This is a genomic window from Stenotrophomonas sp. 99219_Sma (assembly GCF_056480785.1).
On record NZ_CM151117.1, the window covers coordinates 4301327 to 4314795 of the forward strand.

At 62.3% G+C, this 13469-nt stretch carries 15 protein-coding genes; 4 read left to right on the plus strand and 11 right to left on the minus strand.

Features of this window, described 5'->3' with window-relative positions; translation table 11 throughout:
- Nucleotides 1-113 precede the first annotated feature (113 nt).
- Together ACZK13_RS19620 and ACZK13_RS19625 are read right to left on the minus strand one after the other, a co-directional pair.
- Nucleotides 114-575, minus strand: coding sequence for a hypothetical protein (locus ACZK13_RS19620; RefSeq protein ID WP_478482096.1), 462 nt, complete (start codon nucleotides 573-575; stop codon nucleotides 114-116).
- A gap of 75 nt (nucleotides 576-650) precedes the next feature.
- A complete protein-coding gene (locus tag ACZK13_RS19625) occupies nucleotides 651-1253 on the minus strand; it encodes a DUF998 domain-containing protein (protein WP_478482097.1) in 603 nt (200 codons plus the stop codon).
- A 666-nt stretch (nucleotides 1254-1919) separates the two neighbouring features.
- Between ACZK13_RS19625 and ACZK13_RS19630 the strand changes: the two genes are divergently transcribed.
- Entirely contained in the window at nucleotides 1920-2276 is a 357-nt protein-coding gene (locus ACZK13_RS19630; RefSeq protein WP_253146043.1) for a hypothetical protein, read from the plus strand.
- 45 nt (nucleotides 2277-2321) lie between these two features.
- Nucleotides 2322-2816 (plus strand): hypothetical protein, encoded by a 495-nt coding sequence (locus tag ACZK13_RS19635; RefSeq protein ID WP_049400809.1) that lies wholly within the window; start codon nucleotides 2322-2324, stop codon nucleotides 2814-2816.
- 735 nt (nucleotides 2817-3551) lie between these two features.
- On the opposite strand, the gene ACZK13_RS19640 is transcribed toward ACZK13_RS19635, so the two are convergent.
- From ACZK13_RS19640 to ACZK13_RS19670, 7 genes are all read right to left on the minus strand, one after another.
- Nucleotides 3552-4799 carry an ABC transporter permease gene (locus tag ACZK13_RS19640; protein ID WP_253146044.1) on the minus strand — a complete coding sequence of 416 codons (1248 nt, stop codon included), beginning with the start codon at nucleotides 4797-4799 and terminating at the stop codon, nucleotides 3552-3554.
- Nucleotides 4796-6103 (minus strand): ABC transporter permease, encoded by a 1308-nt coding sequence (locus tag ACZK13_RS19645; protein WP_253146045.1) that lies wholly within the window; start codon nucleotides 6101-6103, stop codon nucleotides 4796-4798. The genes ACZK13_RS19640 and ACZK13_RS19645 overlap by 4 nt, the downstream gene beginning before the upstream one ends.
- Nucleotides 6104-6113: 10 nt before the next feature.
- Nucleotides 6114-6467 carry a hypothetical protein gene (locus ACZK13_RS19650; RefSeq protein WP_279911969.1) on the minus strand — a complete coding sequence of 118 codons (354 nt, stop codon included), beginning with the start codon at nucleotides 6465-6467 and terminating at the stop codon, nucleotides 6114-6116.
- Between the two features lie 13 nt (nucleotides 6468-6480).
- A complete protein-coding gene (locus ACZK13_RS19655; protein WP_478482099.1) occupies nucleotides 6481-6888 on the minus strand; it encodes a class I SAM-dependent methyltransferase in 408 nt (135 codons plus the stop codon).
- Nucleotides 6878-7645, minus strand: a complete 768-nt coding sequence (locus ACZK13_RS19660) for a hypothetical protein (protein ID WP_253146047.1) — start codon at nucleotides 7643-7645, stop codon at nucleotides 6878-6880. The genes ACZK13_RS19655 and ACZK13_RS19660 overlap by 11 nt, the downstream gene beginning before the upstream one ends.
- A gap of 74 nt (nucleotides 7646-7719) precedes the next feature.
- Nucleotides 7720-8967: a hypothetical protein gene (locus ACZK13_RS19665; protein WP_152905172.1), complete on the minus strand. Its 1248-nt coding sequence runs from the start codon at nucleotides 8965-8967 to the stop codon at nucleotides 7720-7722.
- 170 nt (nucleotides 8968-9137) lie between these two features.
- Entirely contained in the window at nucleotides 9138-9446 is a 309-nt protein-coding gene (locus ACZK13_RS19670) for a hypothetical protein (RefSeq protein WP_032127113.1), read from the minus strand.
- 447 nt (nucleotides 9447-9893) lie between these two features.
- On the opposite strand from ACZK13_RS19670, the gene ACZK13_RS19675 reads away from it, so the two are divergent.
- Together ACZK13_RS19675 and ACZK13_RS19680 are read left to right on the plus strand one after the other, a co-directional pair.
- Nucleotides 9894-10244: a helix-turn-helix domain-containing protein gene (locus ACZK13_RS19675; RefSeq protein WP_049400816.1), complete on the plus strand. Its 351-nt coding sequence runs from the start codon at nucleotides 9894-9896 to the stop codon at nucleotides 10242-10244.
- A gap of 129 nt (nucleotides 10245-10373) precedes the next feature.
- Nucleotides 10374-11873: a YifB family Mg chelatase-like AAA ATPase gene (locus ACZK13_RS19680; RefSeq protein ID WP_253146048.1), complete on the plus strand. Its 1500-nt coding sequence runs from the start codon at nucleotides 10374-10376 to the stop codon at nucleotides 11871-11873.
- Between the two features lie 95 nt (nucleotides 11874-11968).
- On the opposite strand, the gene ACZK13_RS19685 is transcribed toward ACZK13_RS19680, so the two are convergent.
- Both ACZK13_RS19685 and ACZK13_RS19690 read right to left on the minus strand, forming a co-directional pair.
- Nucleotides 11969-12913, minus strand: coding sequence for an IS481-like element ISStma3 family transposase (locus tag ACZK13_RS19685; RefSeq protein ID WP_478482101.1), 945 nt, complete (start codon nucleotides 12911-12913; stop codon nucleotides 11969-11971).
- A 123-nt stretch (nucleotides 12914-13036) separates the two neighbouring features.
- On the minus strand, nucleotides 13037-13423 hold the full coding sequence (locus ACZK13_RS19690) for a hypothetical protein (RefSeq protein WP_317618057.1): 387 nt from the start codon (nucleotides 13421-13423) through the stop codon (nucleotides 13037-13039).
- Nucleotides 13424-13469 lie beyond the last annotated feature (46 nt).

Genomic DNA, 13469 nt, shown 5'->3' on the forward strand with positions numbered 1-13469 from the left:
CGCGAATCGTGCCACACGGCATCTCATCCTCCAGTCGTCTCATCGCGGCGACCGCACCGGTATCACCTCAATCCGCAGGCTGTCCCTGGTCAGGGCAACCGATTCCGGATGAATCACCACTCCGCCCGGCTTCCCGTGTCGAACCCGCCGATTCCTTCTGCCGAGGAATCCCAAGATGCCAGCACCACCATCAGCACGTAGCTGGAGCGCATCATCGACCCAATGACGAACGCCGCAGTCAGGCCCGCCCAGGACAGTACCGCCACGACAATCAGCAACACCTTCCGATGCATCGCCTGCGCCTCATGCCGATAGGGCGCCTTGCGGTCGTACGGCCTGATCAGCCCGAACAGCTCGCCAGAGACGGTCAGCGCTCCCAGCAGCAACAGGGCAAGCATGCAGAACCCAAACAGCGTTCCAACGCCGCTCACCCGGGCGGCGTCGGTTGCGGCATCGGAATGACCGGCAAGGGCCTCGAAGAACGTCCCTACCCAGCCGGCCAACAGCCCGGCCAAGATCCCGACGAACCCCAGATGGCTGAAAAGATGCACCCAGAAGCGGGCTGGAAGTTTCATCACGAGAGGTCCTTCATCCAGTCAGAAGTAGTGGGCCGGCCACCAATTGAACACATCAACCCGCATGTGTGCCCATCAGTGCTCGAGGTGCGTCTTCAGCTCGTTGGAATCCCTGCGCAGCAGATACAACGCCACCAGGAATGGCCACAGCGAGTTGATCGATGAGAACAGGCGCTGGGTCAGCCCTCTGAAGCCCTCCGGATCCGCGCCGGCCAGGTTCAACCAGAGGTAGACGATGCTCGCAATGCTCACCAAAGCGGTCACGGCGTACGCCCTTCGGTTGGCAGACCACGCGCTCATCTCGATGTGCGACATCGCAGGTGCAATGATGTTTGCGATACCGATGGTGTAGAAGCCGTGCATCGGGTGGCCCATGGGCCAGAGCCCGTTGGTCAGCATGGAGATGCCAAATACCAACCAGCAGATCGCGCCTACGGCAATCCGGCGGCCGGACTCCCGCCATACCCCGATGGAGAACGCCACGAAGCCCACGCCGGAGCCGATGGCGGCAACCCTGCCGCAGACGCTTGCGATCGTTGGCGCCTGCAGCAGCTCGCTGGCGTGCTGTACAAGCGGGTTGTAGCCCGGCGCGAACACAGCGGCAACGCTGGTCCAGAACAGGAACCACGGAAGCGGGACCAGACCCGCAGACAGAAGAAGTCGATTGCGGCGTAACACGTGCAGTGATCCTTGTTTTGGCCTGCGCCAGTGGGTGGAATCCGTTCAAACGCAGCAGATCCCTCCTGCTGCGGACAGGACAGTTCCGGGTGACTACAGCAGTAGTCAGATTCTGCGTGACGTCCTACGGGGTCAATAGGCAGAAAGTCACTCACGCTTGGAGGCGAAGTACGCGGCACCCATCAGCGGCCGTCGCACCGGTTCCTTCGCAATGGCGATCACACGTTGCCGTCGGCCCGATGTTGTCGCATTTGCCGTTCCCTGCGTCTCTTACGGAAGGTTCTGACGACTCGGTTCCAGAAGTGCCGTTCCGCCTAGCACGCCAAGGCTCTCGCCGCTTCCGGTGCTATGCGACAATGCCAAAAGCGTCTCGGGTTTTGGCGGCATTGACCCCAACCCGTTGGCATTCCGAACAACAGCAGGTAATCGTTACTGCGCCACCGTGCATCGGTGGTCGGGACTCGAAAGCCCGTTTTGTTGGGAAGTAGTTTGCGCTTGCCAGCCGGCACCACCGCGCGTGGTGCCGGCTGGCAATCCGTCTGCCGGCTATGGCGGGCGGGGCGTGGGGGTCTTGTACCCGCCGGTTCCCAACATCCGGTTTTCGAGCCACGCTCTGCCCGCCACCTTTATCGGTGGCGGCTTCCGCTTGCATGCACGGAGCCCGCCATGACCACACCGCACTCCCCTCCGCCGCGCCCGATCCGGGAAGCGCCCTCGGCCACTCCGGCCCTGGACCCCAACAGCCTCATCGCCATCCTGCACGCCATCGGCGCGGGCGCTGCGGCCGATGGCCAGCCCTGGCCCGAGCGGCACCATCTACGCAGCCGGCAGATGGCGTTGTCCGACGCCGACTGCGCGCTCACCGGCCAACGCATCGTGCAGGAGATCCTGCTGGCGGCCGAGCGCACGCGCCAGAACGGCGAGCCGGAACAGTACGTGGGCGACCGGGTGATGGAGGGGCTGGTGATGGCCGATCTGGCGCTGACCGCCTACATCCACGAGCGAATGCGACCCAAGGACTGAGCGCGCTTATTGCGCGGAGTTTTCTGCCTGTGTGCGGGGTGACGAATGAAGATGCACGGCCTTGCCGCTGCAGCGGTGTGCATCGCGGTGATCGGCGCGATGTGGGTGGAGTGGCCCGAGCCAGCGGGCGATCAGGTGTGGGCCTACCAGAAGCTGCGGCCGGCCGATTACCGCCAGCTGCGCAGTGATGCGCTCGGCTTCGTTACCGCGAAGGCATACGAGGGCTTTGAACTGCACGCGCGCCATGCCGGAGCGACGTCCTTCGAGATCCGGTGCAAGGGCGTGCTGGTGATGGACGTGGAGAATGCGCCCTCGCGCGTGCTGATCCGGATGTCCGCAGATGCACTTACGCGGGCGCCGGATATCGAACGCCTGCGTCTCAGTTTCGAGCGATGGTGGGACTACCACCAGAGCCAGGTCGGGTTGCTGGTGGAGAGTGCAGGAACCTCGTGGATCGAAGCGCTGTTTCGACGCTTCAATGAGTACGTGCCTGATGAGCAGCGTTGTTTGTTGAGGACCGCGGGCCGCCCTTGGTCGTAATCCCTCTAGCCGCTTCGCCAGCGACTCACAACGTCAGCCCGCGGAGTGCCCGTCGCGCCATCGAGCGTTCTCTGTCTACCCTCCGCAGATCATCAAATTGGGCTCCGTCGCATTAAACGAATTGCGACGCCGTCATCGATCAGATTCGCTTCCGGCCAGAGGCTGACCTCTCCGGGTACTCGACGAACCCGGCACCACACGTAGCAATCCTACCGTCCTGTGATCCTGGCCTGATGCTCGAGCATCAGGGGCAGCGCCGACATCATGGGCGGTCCGTACTAGCGGAAACGGAGCCGTCCTCCCTCAGCCGGACGCTTACATAAACATCTGGCGGAGGTATCTGATTGATCGAAGCCCCCGCGGGAAGGATCTCCCAACTGGTGACCGAGCCGCAGACTGTTTTATGAGTCAACCTGCGACTATCCAACGCCCGTCTGGAAAGCTCGGCAACAACCACTTCAGGTGGGTGGCGATCAAAGCCCTTGTCGGCAGTGCAGGTCTTTCCACTCTGACCCATGGGATACGTTGAACTCTCCACCTCGTCCCTGCACCCCAGCAGACCCAGGATGAGCGAGAGGAGGGTTAGTACCCGAATGCATCGCATTGCCGGTTACTCCTTTCTTCCACTGCCCTGTTATACGCCTTGTCTATCGCAACTCCTCCGAGTTGCCATCGCGTAGCCGTAAGGAACGGTGCTTTGGCGCGAGCACTGGCCGGATGACAGACCCGTCCGGGTCAGGCGCTGCGCAGGATCGCCACCGGGGCTTCTTTGGCTGCTCGTCGGGCCGGAACAAATGCTGCGGCCTGGCCCAACAGAAGCACGGTCAGTACGCCAATGGCGAGAAATGGCGTCTCGATCCTGGCCACCTCGTAGTACCGGGCCACGGCCATGTTCAGGCCGATGGCCAGTACGGTGCCGACAACAGACCCGGTGGCGGTGAGAATCAGGTTCTCCACCAGGAAGTACCGGAGGATGTCGGATTTCCGGGCACCCAATGCGCGCCGGATACCGATCTGACGATACCGCTTGCGAACCCAGAAGCTGGCCAGTCCGTACACGCCCGTAGCCGTTACCACCAACAGCGCCAACCCGGAGCTCAGGAACATTATCGCCATGGTCTGATCGTGGCGGAAGTAGTCGGCGCGCAGTTCCCGGAACGAGGTGCTGCGGGCGATGGTGCGGTTTGCGTCGCGCTGCGACAAGGCCGCCTCACTGGACGCAATCACATCCGCCACCCGCCCATCCGCGGCACGGATGGCGAACATCACGCGAGGCCCGTCCGGAATCAGCGGCAGGATGAGTGACATGTCATTGTCTGCATCGGTCTTCAGAACAGGCCGGGAAAGCGACTTGACGATGCCGACCACCTGGATGGGATGCTGCGCATCGGCATACAGGAACTTGCCGACTGCGCCGCCTTCCGGAAACAGCTTGTCTGCCAGTGCCTGCGAGACAACGGCCTCGCTTGCCTTGTAGAGCCCGGCATAGTCGGCGCTGGCCTCCATCGGCACGAACGCTCCCGCAGACAGGTCACGGCCGGCAACAAGGGTCAGGCCCAACACCTGGACTGCTGGCGAAGATGCCGTGTAGACAGTCGGCTCTGCCTCGACGATACCGGAGATGTCATTGCCTTCAAGCACCTTGTTGGTGAATCCCACCGACCAGCTGCGCTGGGAAAGGGGAAGCGACTCTGCTGCGACTACCTGTTCGACGCCTGGCTGTTGCCGGATGGCCTCCAGGTCGGTCCTGATCGAGGCTGCAGGGTTGGCTGCTGCAGGCCCCAGGTACTCGGTCTCGATGACGCCCAGGTTCGCCTCTTCCAGGCCCGTCTTGTAGGTGAGGGTTCCCAGCCGCTCGGACAGCAGAAACGCAAGGTTCGTCACGCACGCGGTGGCAACCAGCACCTGCACCAGAAGAATGGACGCGATGACGCGGTTGCGGGTGAGCGCGCGGACGACAAGGGGAACTTCTGCAATGCTCATTCTGACGCCTTGATCTGCATGGCCAGACGGCCCGAGGTAGCGCGCAGCGCAGGGAAGAACGCAGCGATCACGCTGGAGACACACGCCAGGCCCATCGTGAGAGCGGCCATGCTGAGATCCATGTTGGCCAGCGAGGCGTAGTCTTCCGGCTGCGTCCGCACAAGGTAGAGGCCGGCCTCTGCAACGATCAACCCTACCGCCCCGCCCAAGCCGCCGATGATCAGTGCTTCAGTGCAGAGCTGATGGATGACGTCCTGCCGACGCGCACCCAGCGCCCGACGGACCGATATTTCATGGGACCGGCGGATGAAGCGGGCGAAGATCAAGGCACTCATGTTCAGCAGGCAAACGATCAGGAACCCCAGGCACAGCGCCAACTGCAGCTTCACCTCGTTGGGGATGATGCGATGCTCGACCAGGAAGTCCTTCAGGGACACCATCCGCGGTGCAGTTGTCCTGTCAAACCTTCCCGCCTGGTGCTGTGCACGTGCGTAGTTGCCCAGGAAGCGCTCGTACTGCTCGACACTGGCCGCGTCAGGCAACTCGGCCCAGAACTGGATCCACGACGTGCGAGCGTCCTGCAGGCGATTGGGGGATTTGTCACCACTCCATGAAAAGACGCTGTTGGACACCGTCATCTGCATCTCTGCCGCGACACCTAACGGTATGAAGAAGTCTTCGCGCCCCTTGAACACGTCCTGCTGAAGGTCCGTATAGAACCGTGGGCGCGGGCTCCACGGACCGGCAACACCCACCACCGTGAATGCCTGGCCACCCAGCCGAACAGTCGTACCCACCAGGCCTTCACCGCCCAAATGAGCAGCCAGATCCTGACCCAGCACGACAACCCGGGCGTGGGCAGCATCATCTTCACGCGTCCAGGCCCTGCCCTGCACCACTGGGATGCCGAACATGGCAAACGCATCCGCAGTGACATACTGCCCTTGCGTGAAGAATGGAATCTGCACGCTGCGCTGCGCATCCACCAATAGACGAGCAGATGCCAGCGCGGCCTGATGGGAGGCCGGGGCCTGCCGCAGCAGGTTCTGGGCATCTACCCAGGTAAGGGCCACCCGCGGGTCCATGCCAGGCCTGACGTCGTAGGAGGTGGGGAGTGCGTCGATGAAGGGGTGATAGAGATGCTCGCTTCGCCCCGGCAGTGGATCCCACGTCATTGTCCGCACGACGGTCAACATCGTCATGCTCGCGCCGATGCCCAATCCCAGCGCCAGGATCAACGCGGCGCTCATCCCCTTGGTTTCCAGAAGCCTTGTGCGGGCCAGCGCAAAGTAATGGCCTAACATATACGTCTCTCTAATGCAGGAATGTGGCCGCAGTCGGAATCACGTCCACCGGTTCAATCGAGATCCACGCTGTGCTGTTCTGCGCCCTGTCGCGGGCTTCCAGCAGATGCATCAGGCGGAAGCGCGAGCGCTGGACGATCCGAAGGATCGCTTCGATGCCCTTCTCGCTGCGATCCTTGATGAACGCCCTGGGTATCTTGTTCTGATTCAGGGCGTCCACAACGGCTTCCAGGGTCAGGTAACCAAGCCGCTGGGTAGAGGCACTGTCGATGAAGATCGAGGCGCTTTCCGCCATGCGCGGCAGAAACGCCGCTAGCAAGGCCTGGATGCTGTCCTGGGAGTGATTGAAGTCGGAGAAGACCATGTCTATTCCGCCGTCAAAGGCGGGGGGCCCGGGCAATATCGGCAAAGCCGATTTCCTGCCAGTTGGAGACAACGTGATTCTCGACCCCGGCCCACTGGAATACGTGCTTCAGGAAAGCGGGATAGTCCTGCGCCTTTTCCCGCAGCAGATCGGCAAACGGCCCCTGCAGGCCCTCCACAAACCTGATGCCTGGCTCGCTGGAGAAGTGCGAGCCATTGTCGTAGGTGTGAATGACTCCGGCACCGTTCTCTCTCAGCGCACCGGCCATCCAGGCGGCAGTGACGCCAAATCCTGTTCCTAGTTCGACCACGGTGCTCGGGCGCATCCGCTTGACCAAGCAGTACAGCAGTACGCACAGGTCCTCACTCCCGTAGACCCACCCCAGGGACTCACGCAGCGTGCTCAGCCTCTCAAGCAGCATTTGCACCTCCTGCGTTGCCGGCAAGCAACCATGCGTCCAACGCGTCCCGCACAGCAGCATCGGCGGCGACGGAACGAAGGTAAGGGGAGAATGCGTGGAAGGTGACTGCCTCATCCGCCACGTACAGGAGCATCTCTCCCGCTTCGGAACGGAAAGCCCGAGCGGCCGCTCGCGTCAGCCGCTCGCACACACCATCATCGATCTCGAGGCTTCCACGGGGAAAGTGGATTCCGTTGTAGCCCCGCCCAAGGAACCACGCGATCACGGGGACGCCCTTCGGCCTGGAAACGTGGAACTGGTGTCTGCGGCGCTCTTCATCATCAAGCTGCCGTTCCTGCCGCCAGTCAAAAAGTGACCATACCGACTTCTGCATGGGGTCTTCGATGCGGGACAGGTCTGGTTCTTCGTAGCCAAAACTGTAGGCGAAGTCAGGCGTGTTCGCGCCTGGAAGAGCGCGTTCGAGTTCAAACCACTGCACGTTCAATGGAGCCAGGCACCGGGACACACCGCGCGTGCCCGTGTCGTGACAGAGGCTCACCCCCAGCGCCAGAAGCGGCTGCAGGCGGATATGGAACCAGCGGGCGTCCACTCCGCGCTCGGCCAAAAACTGTTCGATCTGCGTTCCTGCCAGTGAGAAGACCCGATTCACCACATTGGCTCCGCGGAAAAGACGCTCGAGATGCGCACCTGGGCTCAAGCGAAGTACTTCGGGCCAGGGCTGGCCCTCCATTACCGGGATCAGTTCATCGATGTGCATGGCAGGGACACCTGTAGCCACGGCCCGCAGGGCGACCGGGTCAAGGTGATCCGCATGGATGACGACCGTTCTGCTCATTGCTGCCACTCCCCATAGCGATACTGCCGCTTCATTTCGGCCTGCATTCGATCGATCATCTGCCCAACCTCACTATTGATGGCGTCCTTGGTCATCAACCGACCACTGAGATCCTGCTCGATCAGGAAGCCGGCAGCGCAGACGGCCAGCCTACGTTGGACGTGGCGCTTGGCGGTTTCACCCAGGTCCGGCGAGACTTCAAGATGACGTTTCAGCAAGCGGTGGCACACGTAGTAGACGAAGACAGCGTGGATGTAGGAGGAGTTGGGAATGGGATTCCCGGACCAGGGAGATACGACACGATGCTGGTAGTCATTGGCAACGAAGAATCCGTTGGCCAGCTCCCATGCGGCCAGATAGTTGTGGGTGCTTTCATGCATGATGCTCTCCATGCATGCCTCAACCAGAAGTTCAGGGTTATGCGTGTTCAGCAGTCGAATGGAACCCGGCTGCCTCGGCACATGCTCCGAGCCGTAGCGGCCGGCTTCATCGGAGGTGACGTCTGCCGACTTGCGTACGGTGATCCGCCGGACGAAGTTGCGGATGAGAAGGCCGTACATGGGTTCTGCACTATCGATCGCCGCCAGTGCGTCTGACAGCTTTCGCGAGACATGCTCGCGCTCCGCATCGGTCAGCGGCAGGCACGGTTGGCTCAGCACTCCAGAGCGTGGCTCATGATGCCGCGCCGGTGGGCTCTCAAGATCCAACGCGATACAGTCACCCAGCTTCGGCAACTGCCGAAGGGTCCACACGCCCGTGGCATCCTTCTCCGCAACGCAGTCTCCAACCGGACTGTAGAGCTGCCACTGCCGCGCCTCCCTCAGGTACCTGCCTGTCCGTCCCTGTGCCAGTTCGGCGATCGACTTCTCCCGAGCGATGATGTCGTGCAGCGCGCCAAGCGCGCGGGCCTGTTCCTCCGCCCTCTCCTGCTCGTCGGCTCCCGCCTCCAGCCTACCCTTCCGTGCGGACTCCAGGCACAGATACTGCTCACAGAACTCGGAACTGAGCAGTACGCGGGCTTGGTGATCGGCACCGATTGACTGGTACATCTGGTGCATGACACGAGCCATGGCCCCGTACTGCTGGTCGGCAAGCACTTCCTGAAGTCGCGCTCTCATCCTGCGGAGTCTTGACCAGAGGATGCCCTCGACGACCGACTCCATGCTTTCTGTTGCATCTGCGATTTCCATCAGGCAGATCGGGTTCTTTACATCTGGCGGTTGGGCCTGGGCCATCGAACTCATTCTCCTACTCCATGTGGTGATCGCCGTCCTCGCCACTTGCTCCTGGCCGCTCTTATCCACCCTTCAAATCCACTTTGAGGCCGAAGACAAGAAGCCACCTCCGGCCTCCATAGGCGCTGCATGACAGTGATTCACGTGCAAGGGGTGGAGAGATCCCCGCCCCTCTCTCTTCAGACGTCGAATCGGGAATCCGCGGCAATGCGCGAAGCAAATGCCATCTGCTTGCTCGCCGTGTCATGATGGTGATGGGATCCGAATGAATCGGAGTGATGGTGCCCATCTGCGAGAAGCGCGGATTTTTCGTCTCTGAACTCACTGATGCTCAGAGACTGCATATCCGCCTGGATGGACGTCGATGCCGCAATGTCATTGGCGAAATCTCCGTTCGATGCAGCAGCAGAAGCCGAACCTGCTGCCGCGACACCCGCAATGATCAGCGTGAGGGACGAGAGAGTCTTTACAGCAGTGCGTTGGGTCATTTTTCTTTACTCCATGTAATGGTGGGCATTTGATCTTCTGAGCTGCGAACGTGATCAGCGTTGTGGCTCAACTTGATTCAACGGCCCGCCGGCATCCAGCTGCAACCTCGCTGCTGTGCCGCGCACAGCTTCCGCCGCGCGCGGGCGGTTGCGCCCCAGCTTTCACTACGTGCAGAGGGCAACCATCACCAATCGAGTGCTTGAATTTGCGCTTGCGTGCTGGCCCCGAAAGGACGTCACTGTCGCTAACGTCTTGGCCAAAGATAGGGAGGACGCGGCGTTCATCCCGTATCGCCACGTGTCAGAAGCAGCGTCCTCAGCGCATTCAAGAAGGTATTCGTGCGAGAACCGACATATGTAGAACTGCTACAGAATTGACGATCTGTATTGGCGCTCACACACTTCCCCGCACGCCCTGTGCAAGGGAGCATAGGAAGGGGAGTATTCATGGAGTTCCGCACTGATTCACTGTCCGCCCGGATCCGCGTTGCGCGTATCAGCAACGGGCTATCTCAAACCGATCTCGCCAAAGCCCTGAACGTAAACCGGGCGACGGTGGGCCACTGGGAACGCGAACTAGGCTTCGTGCCGTCTATCGACCATCTGCATGCGTTGAGCAGGGTCACGTGCGTGAGCGTATCTTGGCTGATTACGGGGAACACCATCGCCGATGGTGGGAAGCCTGAAGGTATGCGCCTGCAGATGGAAGCCCACATGTTGACGGCATCGCGCAACCTTCCGATCTCCCTCCTCGACAACATTGTTGAGTTGATGAGGTCTGCCGAACGACATATCTGACGTTGTCCCGACGACTGAACCACACGTAGTGGCTGGCCGGACAAATCCTATATACACCGCCGGAGTACTCCGATGGTGATCGACGCACCGCCGCCGCACCATCAAGCGCCCGTCTGCAGGAAACCACACATGAGCCTGGCGCTAGTCCACAGCCGTGCCCGCGCCGGGGTCGATGCCCCACTGGTGCGGGTGGAGGTGCATCTCTCTGGCGGCCTGCCTGTCACGCAGATCGTGGGCTTGGCCGAGACCAGCGTGCGCGAATCTCGCGAGCGCGTGCGTGCTGCCCTGCTCTGCGCGCGCTTCGACTTCCCGCAGCGGCGCATCACCTTGAACCTCGCGCCCGCCGACCTGCCCAAGGAAGGTGGGCGTTACGACCTGGCGATTGCGCTGGGCATTCTGGCGGCCAGCGGTCAGGTCGATCCACAGTCACTGCTGCAGTACGAATTCCTGGGCGAGCTTGGCCTGACCGGTGAACTGCGGCCTGTGGCTGGAGCGCTGCCAGCAGCGATTGCGGCAGCCGAAGCCGGGCGAATTCTGGTGGTACCACCCGGGAATGCGGCAGAAGCAGCTCTGGCCGAGCACGCTGATGTGCGAGTGGCGCGCACGCTGCTGGAATGCTGCGCTGGGTTGGGGAACCCACGCCTGCTGCCGCCCGTAGAGCGCGTGGACACGACGCCGTTACCGCTGCCCGATCTGGCCGACGTGCGCGGGCAGGCGCATGCACGGCGCGCGTTGGAAGTGGCCGCCGCGGGTGGACACCATCTGCTGTTGATCGGCAGCCCTGGCTGCGGCAAGACACTGCTGGCCTCGCGCCTGCCCAGTCTGTTGCCGGATACCGAAGAGACTGAGGCGCTGCAGCTGGCCGCGATTGCATCGGTGAGTGGCGATGGGGTGGACCCAAGACGATGGCGGCAGCGGCCCTTTCGAGCGCCGCATCATAGTGCGAGTGCGGCGGCGCTGGTGGGTGGCGGCAACCCACCCTGCCCCGGTGAAATCTCGCTGGCCCATCACGGCGTGCTGTTCCTGGACGAGCTTCCGGAATGGAACCGCAGCGCGTTGGAAACCCTGCGCGAGCCGCTGGAATCCGGCCACATCCGCATCGCCCGCGCGGCGCGTAGCGTGCAGTATCCCGCGCGGTTCCAACTGGTTGCAGCGATGAACCCTTGCCCGTGTGGCTGGGCCGGTGACCGCAGCAACCGCTGCCTGTGCAGCGATGAGCGCATCAACCGCTACCGTGCGCGCGTCTCCGGCCCGCTGCTGGACCGCATCGACCTGCATATCAGCGTGGCGCGCATGGATGCGGTGGAGTTGCGCGAGAGCACGCCGCTGGGTGAGCCCAGTTCATCAGTGCGTGCACGGGTGGAAGCCGCCTATGCCCGGCAGCAGGCGCGTGGCGGGCTGAATGCGCATCTTCCGCCGGCTGCGCTGCGTGCCTGTGCCAAACTGAGCGAGGCCGATCAGGATCTGTTGGAGCAGGCGATTGAGCGCCTGCAGCTTTCTGCGCGGGCGATGCACCGGATTCTGCGGGTGGCGCGCACGATTGCGGATCTGGCGGGTTGCGAGGTGATCCAGACGGCGCATCTGGCTGAGGCGATCGGTTACCGGCAGTTGGATCGGGGGAAGCCTTAGAAATTCCGGTCGGGTTGGCTCTTGGTGGAGTCGACCGTTGGTCGACTCGCGTGCGAAGCGCGGCCTTCTGTGAAGTAGATGCAAAGAGCGGTCGACTAACTGTGTAAACCCACTACGTTGTTCAACCGTACTCTTGAGATAGGTGGCTGGCCGCCGATCGCCATATGGGGACGGTGCCAGTTGTAGTGGTGCAGCCATTGGTTCAACACGGAATTGCGCTGGTCCGAGGATGCGTACTCGCAGGCGTAAGCCCACTCGCGCAGGCTGGTCTGGATGAAGCGCTCGGCTTTGCCATTGGTCCGCGGCGTGTAGGGCTTGGTTCTGATGTGCTTGATCCCAAGGGATTTGAGCAGCTTGGCAAAGGCGGTAGAGCGATAGCAGGCACCGTTGTCGGTCAGGATCCGCTTGAAGGTGATTCCCAGGCTGGCGTAGTACTCCAGAGCGCCCAGCAACGCCTGACAGGCGGTTTCGCCCTGTTCGTTGGGGTGGACGCTGCTGAAGGCGACCCGGGAGTGATCGTCGATGGCCACGTGGACGTAGCCCCAGCCACCGCCGGCGGCGTTTCCCCTGCGCTTGGCATCGGTTCTGTGCCCTGGCCGCTGGAAGTTGCCCAGCTTCTTGATGTCCAGATGCAGCAGCCCTCCGGGCTGATCGTATTCGTATCGGATCACCTCCTTGGGCGGATCAAGCCGACACAACCGATTGAGGCCGTGGGCGCGCATCAGCCTTGAAATCGTACTGTGGCCGACCCCCAGCGCCTTGGAGATGGTCAGGTAGGTCTGCCGTTTACGGCGGTGCTCCTTGATTTGCTCGACTACCGGAGCAGGTGTGGCATGCGGCGTCTGGTGAGGCCGTGAGCTGCGGTTTTCCAGGCCCGGTGCCCCGAACTGGCGGAATCGGGCCAGCCACTTGTAGGCCATACGCACACTTACGCCACACGCTTGAGCTGCTTCTTCCGGGCGTAGGCCCTCGTGGAGGATGCGGCGGACCAGAAGCGCTCGACTAAACGGCGTCAAACGGGCATTTTTATGATTGTTCATCCGGGCTCTTTGGGGACTGGAACGGTGTGGTAACCACCATTTTCCAAAGATGTCCCGGATGAACAACCTACAGAGAGATCACAACTAACAGTCGACCCCACGCCAAGGGCGTCTCCCCGCACATCACGCCGCGGAATCCACGCGCCCACGTCTCGCCAGCAACGCCACCCGACGGCTGACCAGCGCGTGCAGCTCCGCCAGCTCCGACGCCCGGTCAGCCGTCATGTTCCCGCCGAACAACACCCGCGACAACGCCGCCTCGTCGCTGTCGTGCGGGTGCTGCCACCGGTCCCGGTACACCTTCTGGCACACCAGCCAGGCCAGCCGCAGCCCCCCACCGGGCAACGGACGGACCACGCGCTCGTACACGTGCCAGAACTGGTACTCGGCCTGCAGGTCGATCACAGGCGCCACGGACAGCGCCTGCCGGGGCCGTCCATGACTCCGTATGCCGAACAACGGTGATCGGGGGTTGTACTGAGCCATGCCGACAGCATGAACCAGCAACATTGTGGGAACCTTGCGTCGCCGCCAGAAAATCCCTGTTGATTGCGCA

Excerpts from the sequence above, each read along its gene's own strand:
- ACZK13_RS19660 (WP_253146047.1), bottom strand. The coding sequence starts at position 7,645 with ATGCACATCGATGAACTGATCCCGGTAATGGAGGGCCAGCCCTGGCCC.
- ACZK13_RS19675 (WP_049400816.1), top strand. The coding sequence starts at position 9,894 with ATGGAGTTCCGCACTGATTCACTGTCCGCCCGGATCCGCGTTGCGCGT.
- ACZK13_RS19670 (WP_032127113.1), bottom strand. The coding sequence starts at position 9,446 with ATGACCCAACGCACTGCTGTAAAGACTCTCTCGTCCCTCACGCTGATC.
- ACZK13_RS19640 (WP_253146044.1), bottom strand. The coding sequence starts at position 4,799 with ATGAGCATTGCAGAAGTTCCCCTTGTCGTCCGCGCGCTCACCCGCAAC.
- ACZK13_RS19680 (WP_253146048.1), top strand. The coding sequence starts at position 10,374 with ATGAGCCTGGCGCTAGTCCACAGCCGTGCCCGCGCCGGGGTCGATGCC.
- ACZK13_RS19690 (WP_317618057.1), bottom strand. The coding sequence starts at position 13,423 with ATGTTGCTGGTTCATGCTGTCGGCATGGCTCAGTACAACCCCCGATCA.
- ACZK13_RS19645 (WP_253146045.1), bottom strand. The coding sequence starts at position 6,103 with ATGTTAGGCCATTACTTTGCGCTGGCCCGCACAAGGCTTCTGGAAACC.
- ACZK13_RS19665 (WP_152905172.1), bottom strand. The coding sequence starts at position 8,967 with ATGAGTTCGATGGCCCAGGCCCAACCGCCAGATGTAAAGAACCCGATC.
- ACZK13_RS19635 (WP_049400809.1), top strand. The coding sequence starts at position 2,322 with ATGAAGATGCACGGCCTTGCCGCTGCAGCGGTGTGCATCGCGGTGATC.
- ACZK13_RS19650 (WP_279911969.1), bottom strand. The coding sequence starts at position 6,467 with ATGGTCTTCTCCGACTTCAATCACTCCCAGGACAGCATCCAGGCCTTG.
- ACZK13_RS19655 (WP_478482099.1), bottom strand. The coding sequence starts at position 6,888 with ATGCTGCTTGAGAGGCTGAGCACGCTGCGTGAGTCCCTGGGGTGGGTC.
- ACZK13_RS19685 (WP_478482101.1), bottom strand. The coding sequence starts at position 12,913 with ATGAACAATCATAAAAATGCCCGTTTGACGCCGTTTAGTCGAGCGCTT.
- ACZK13_RS19620 (WP_478482096.1), bottom strand. The coding sequence starts at position 575 with ATGAAACTTCCAGCCCGCTTCTGGGTGCATCTTTTCAGCCATCTGGGG.
- ACZK13_RS19630 (WP_253146043.1), top strand. The coding sequence starts at position 1,920 with ATGACCACACCGCACTCCCCTCCGCCGCGCCCGATCCGGGAAGCGCCC.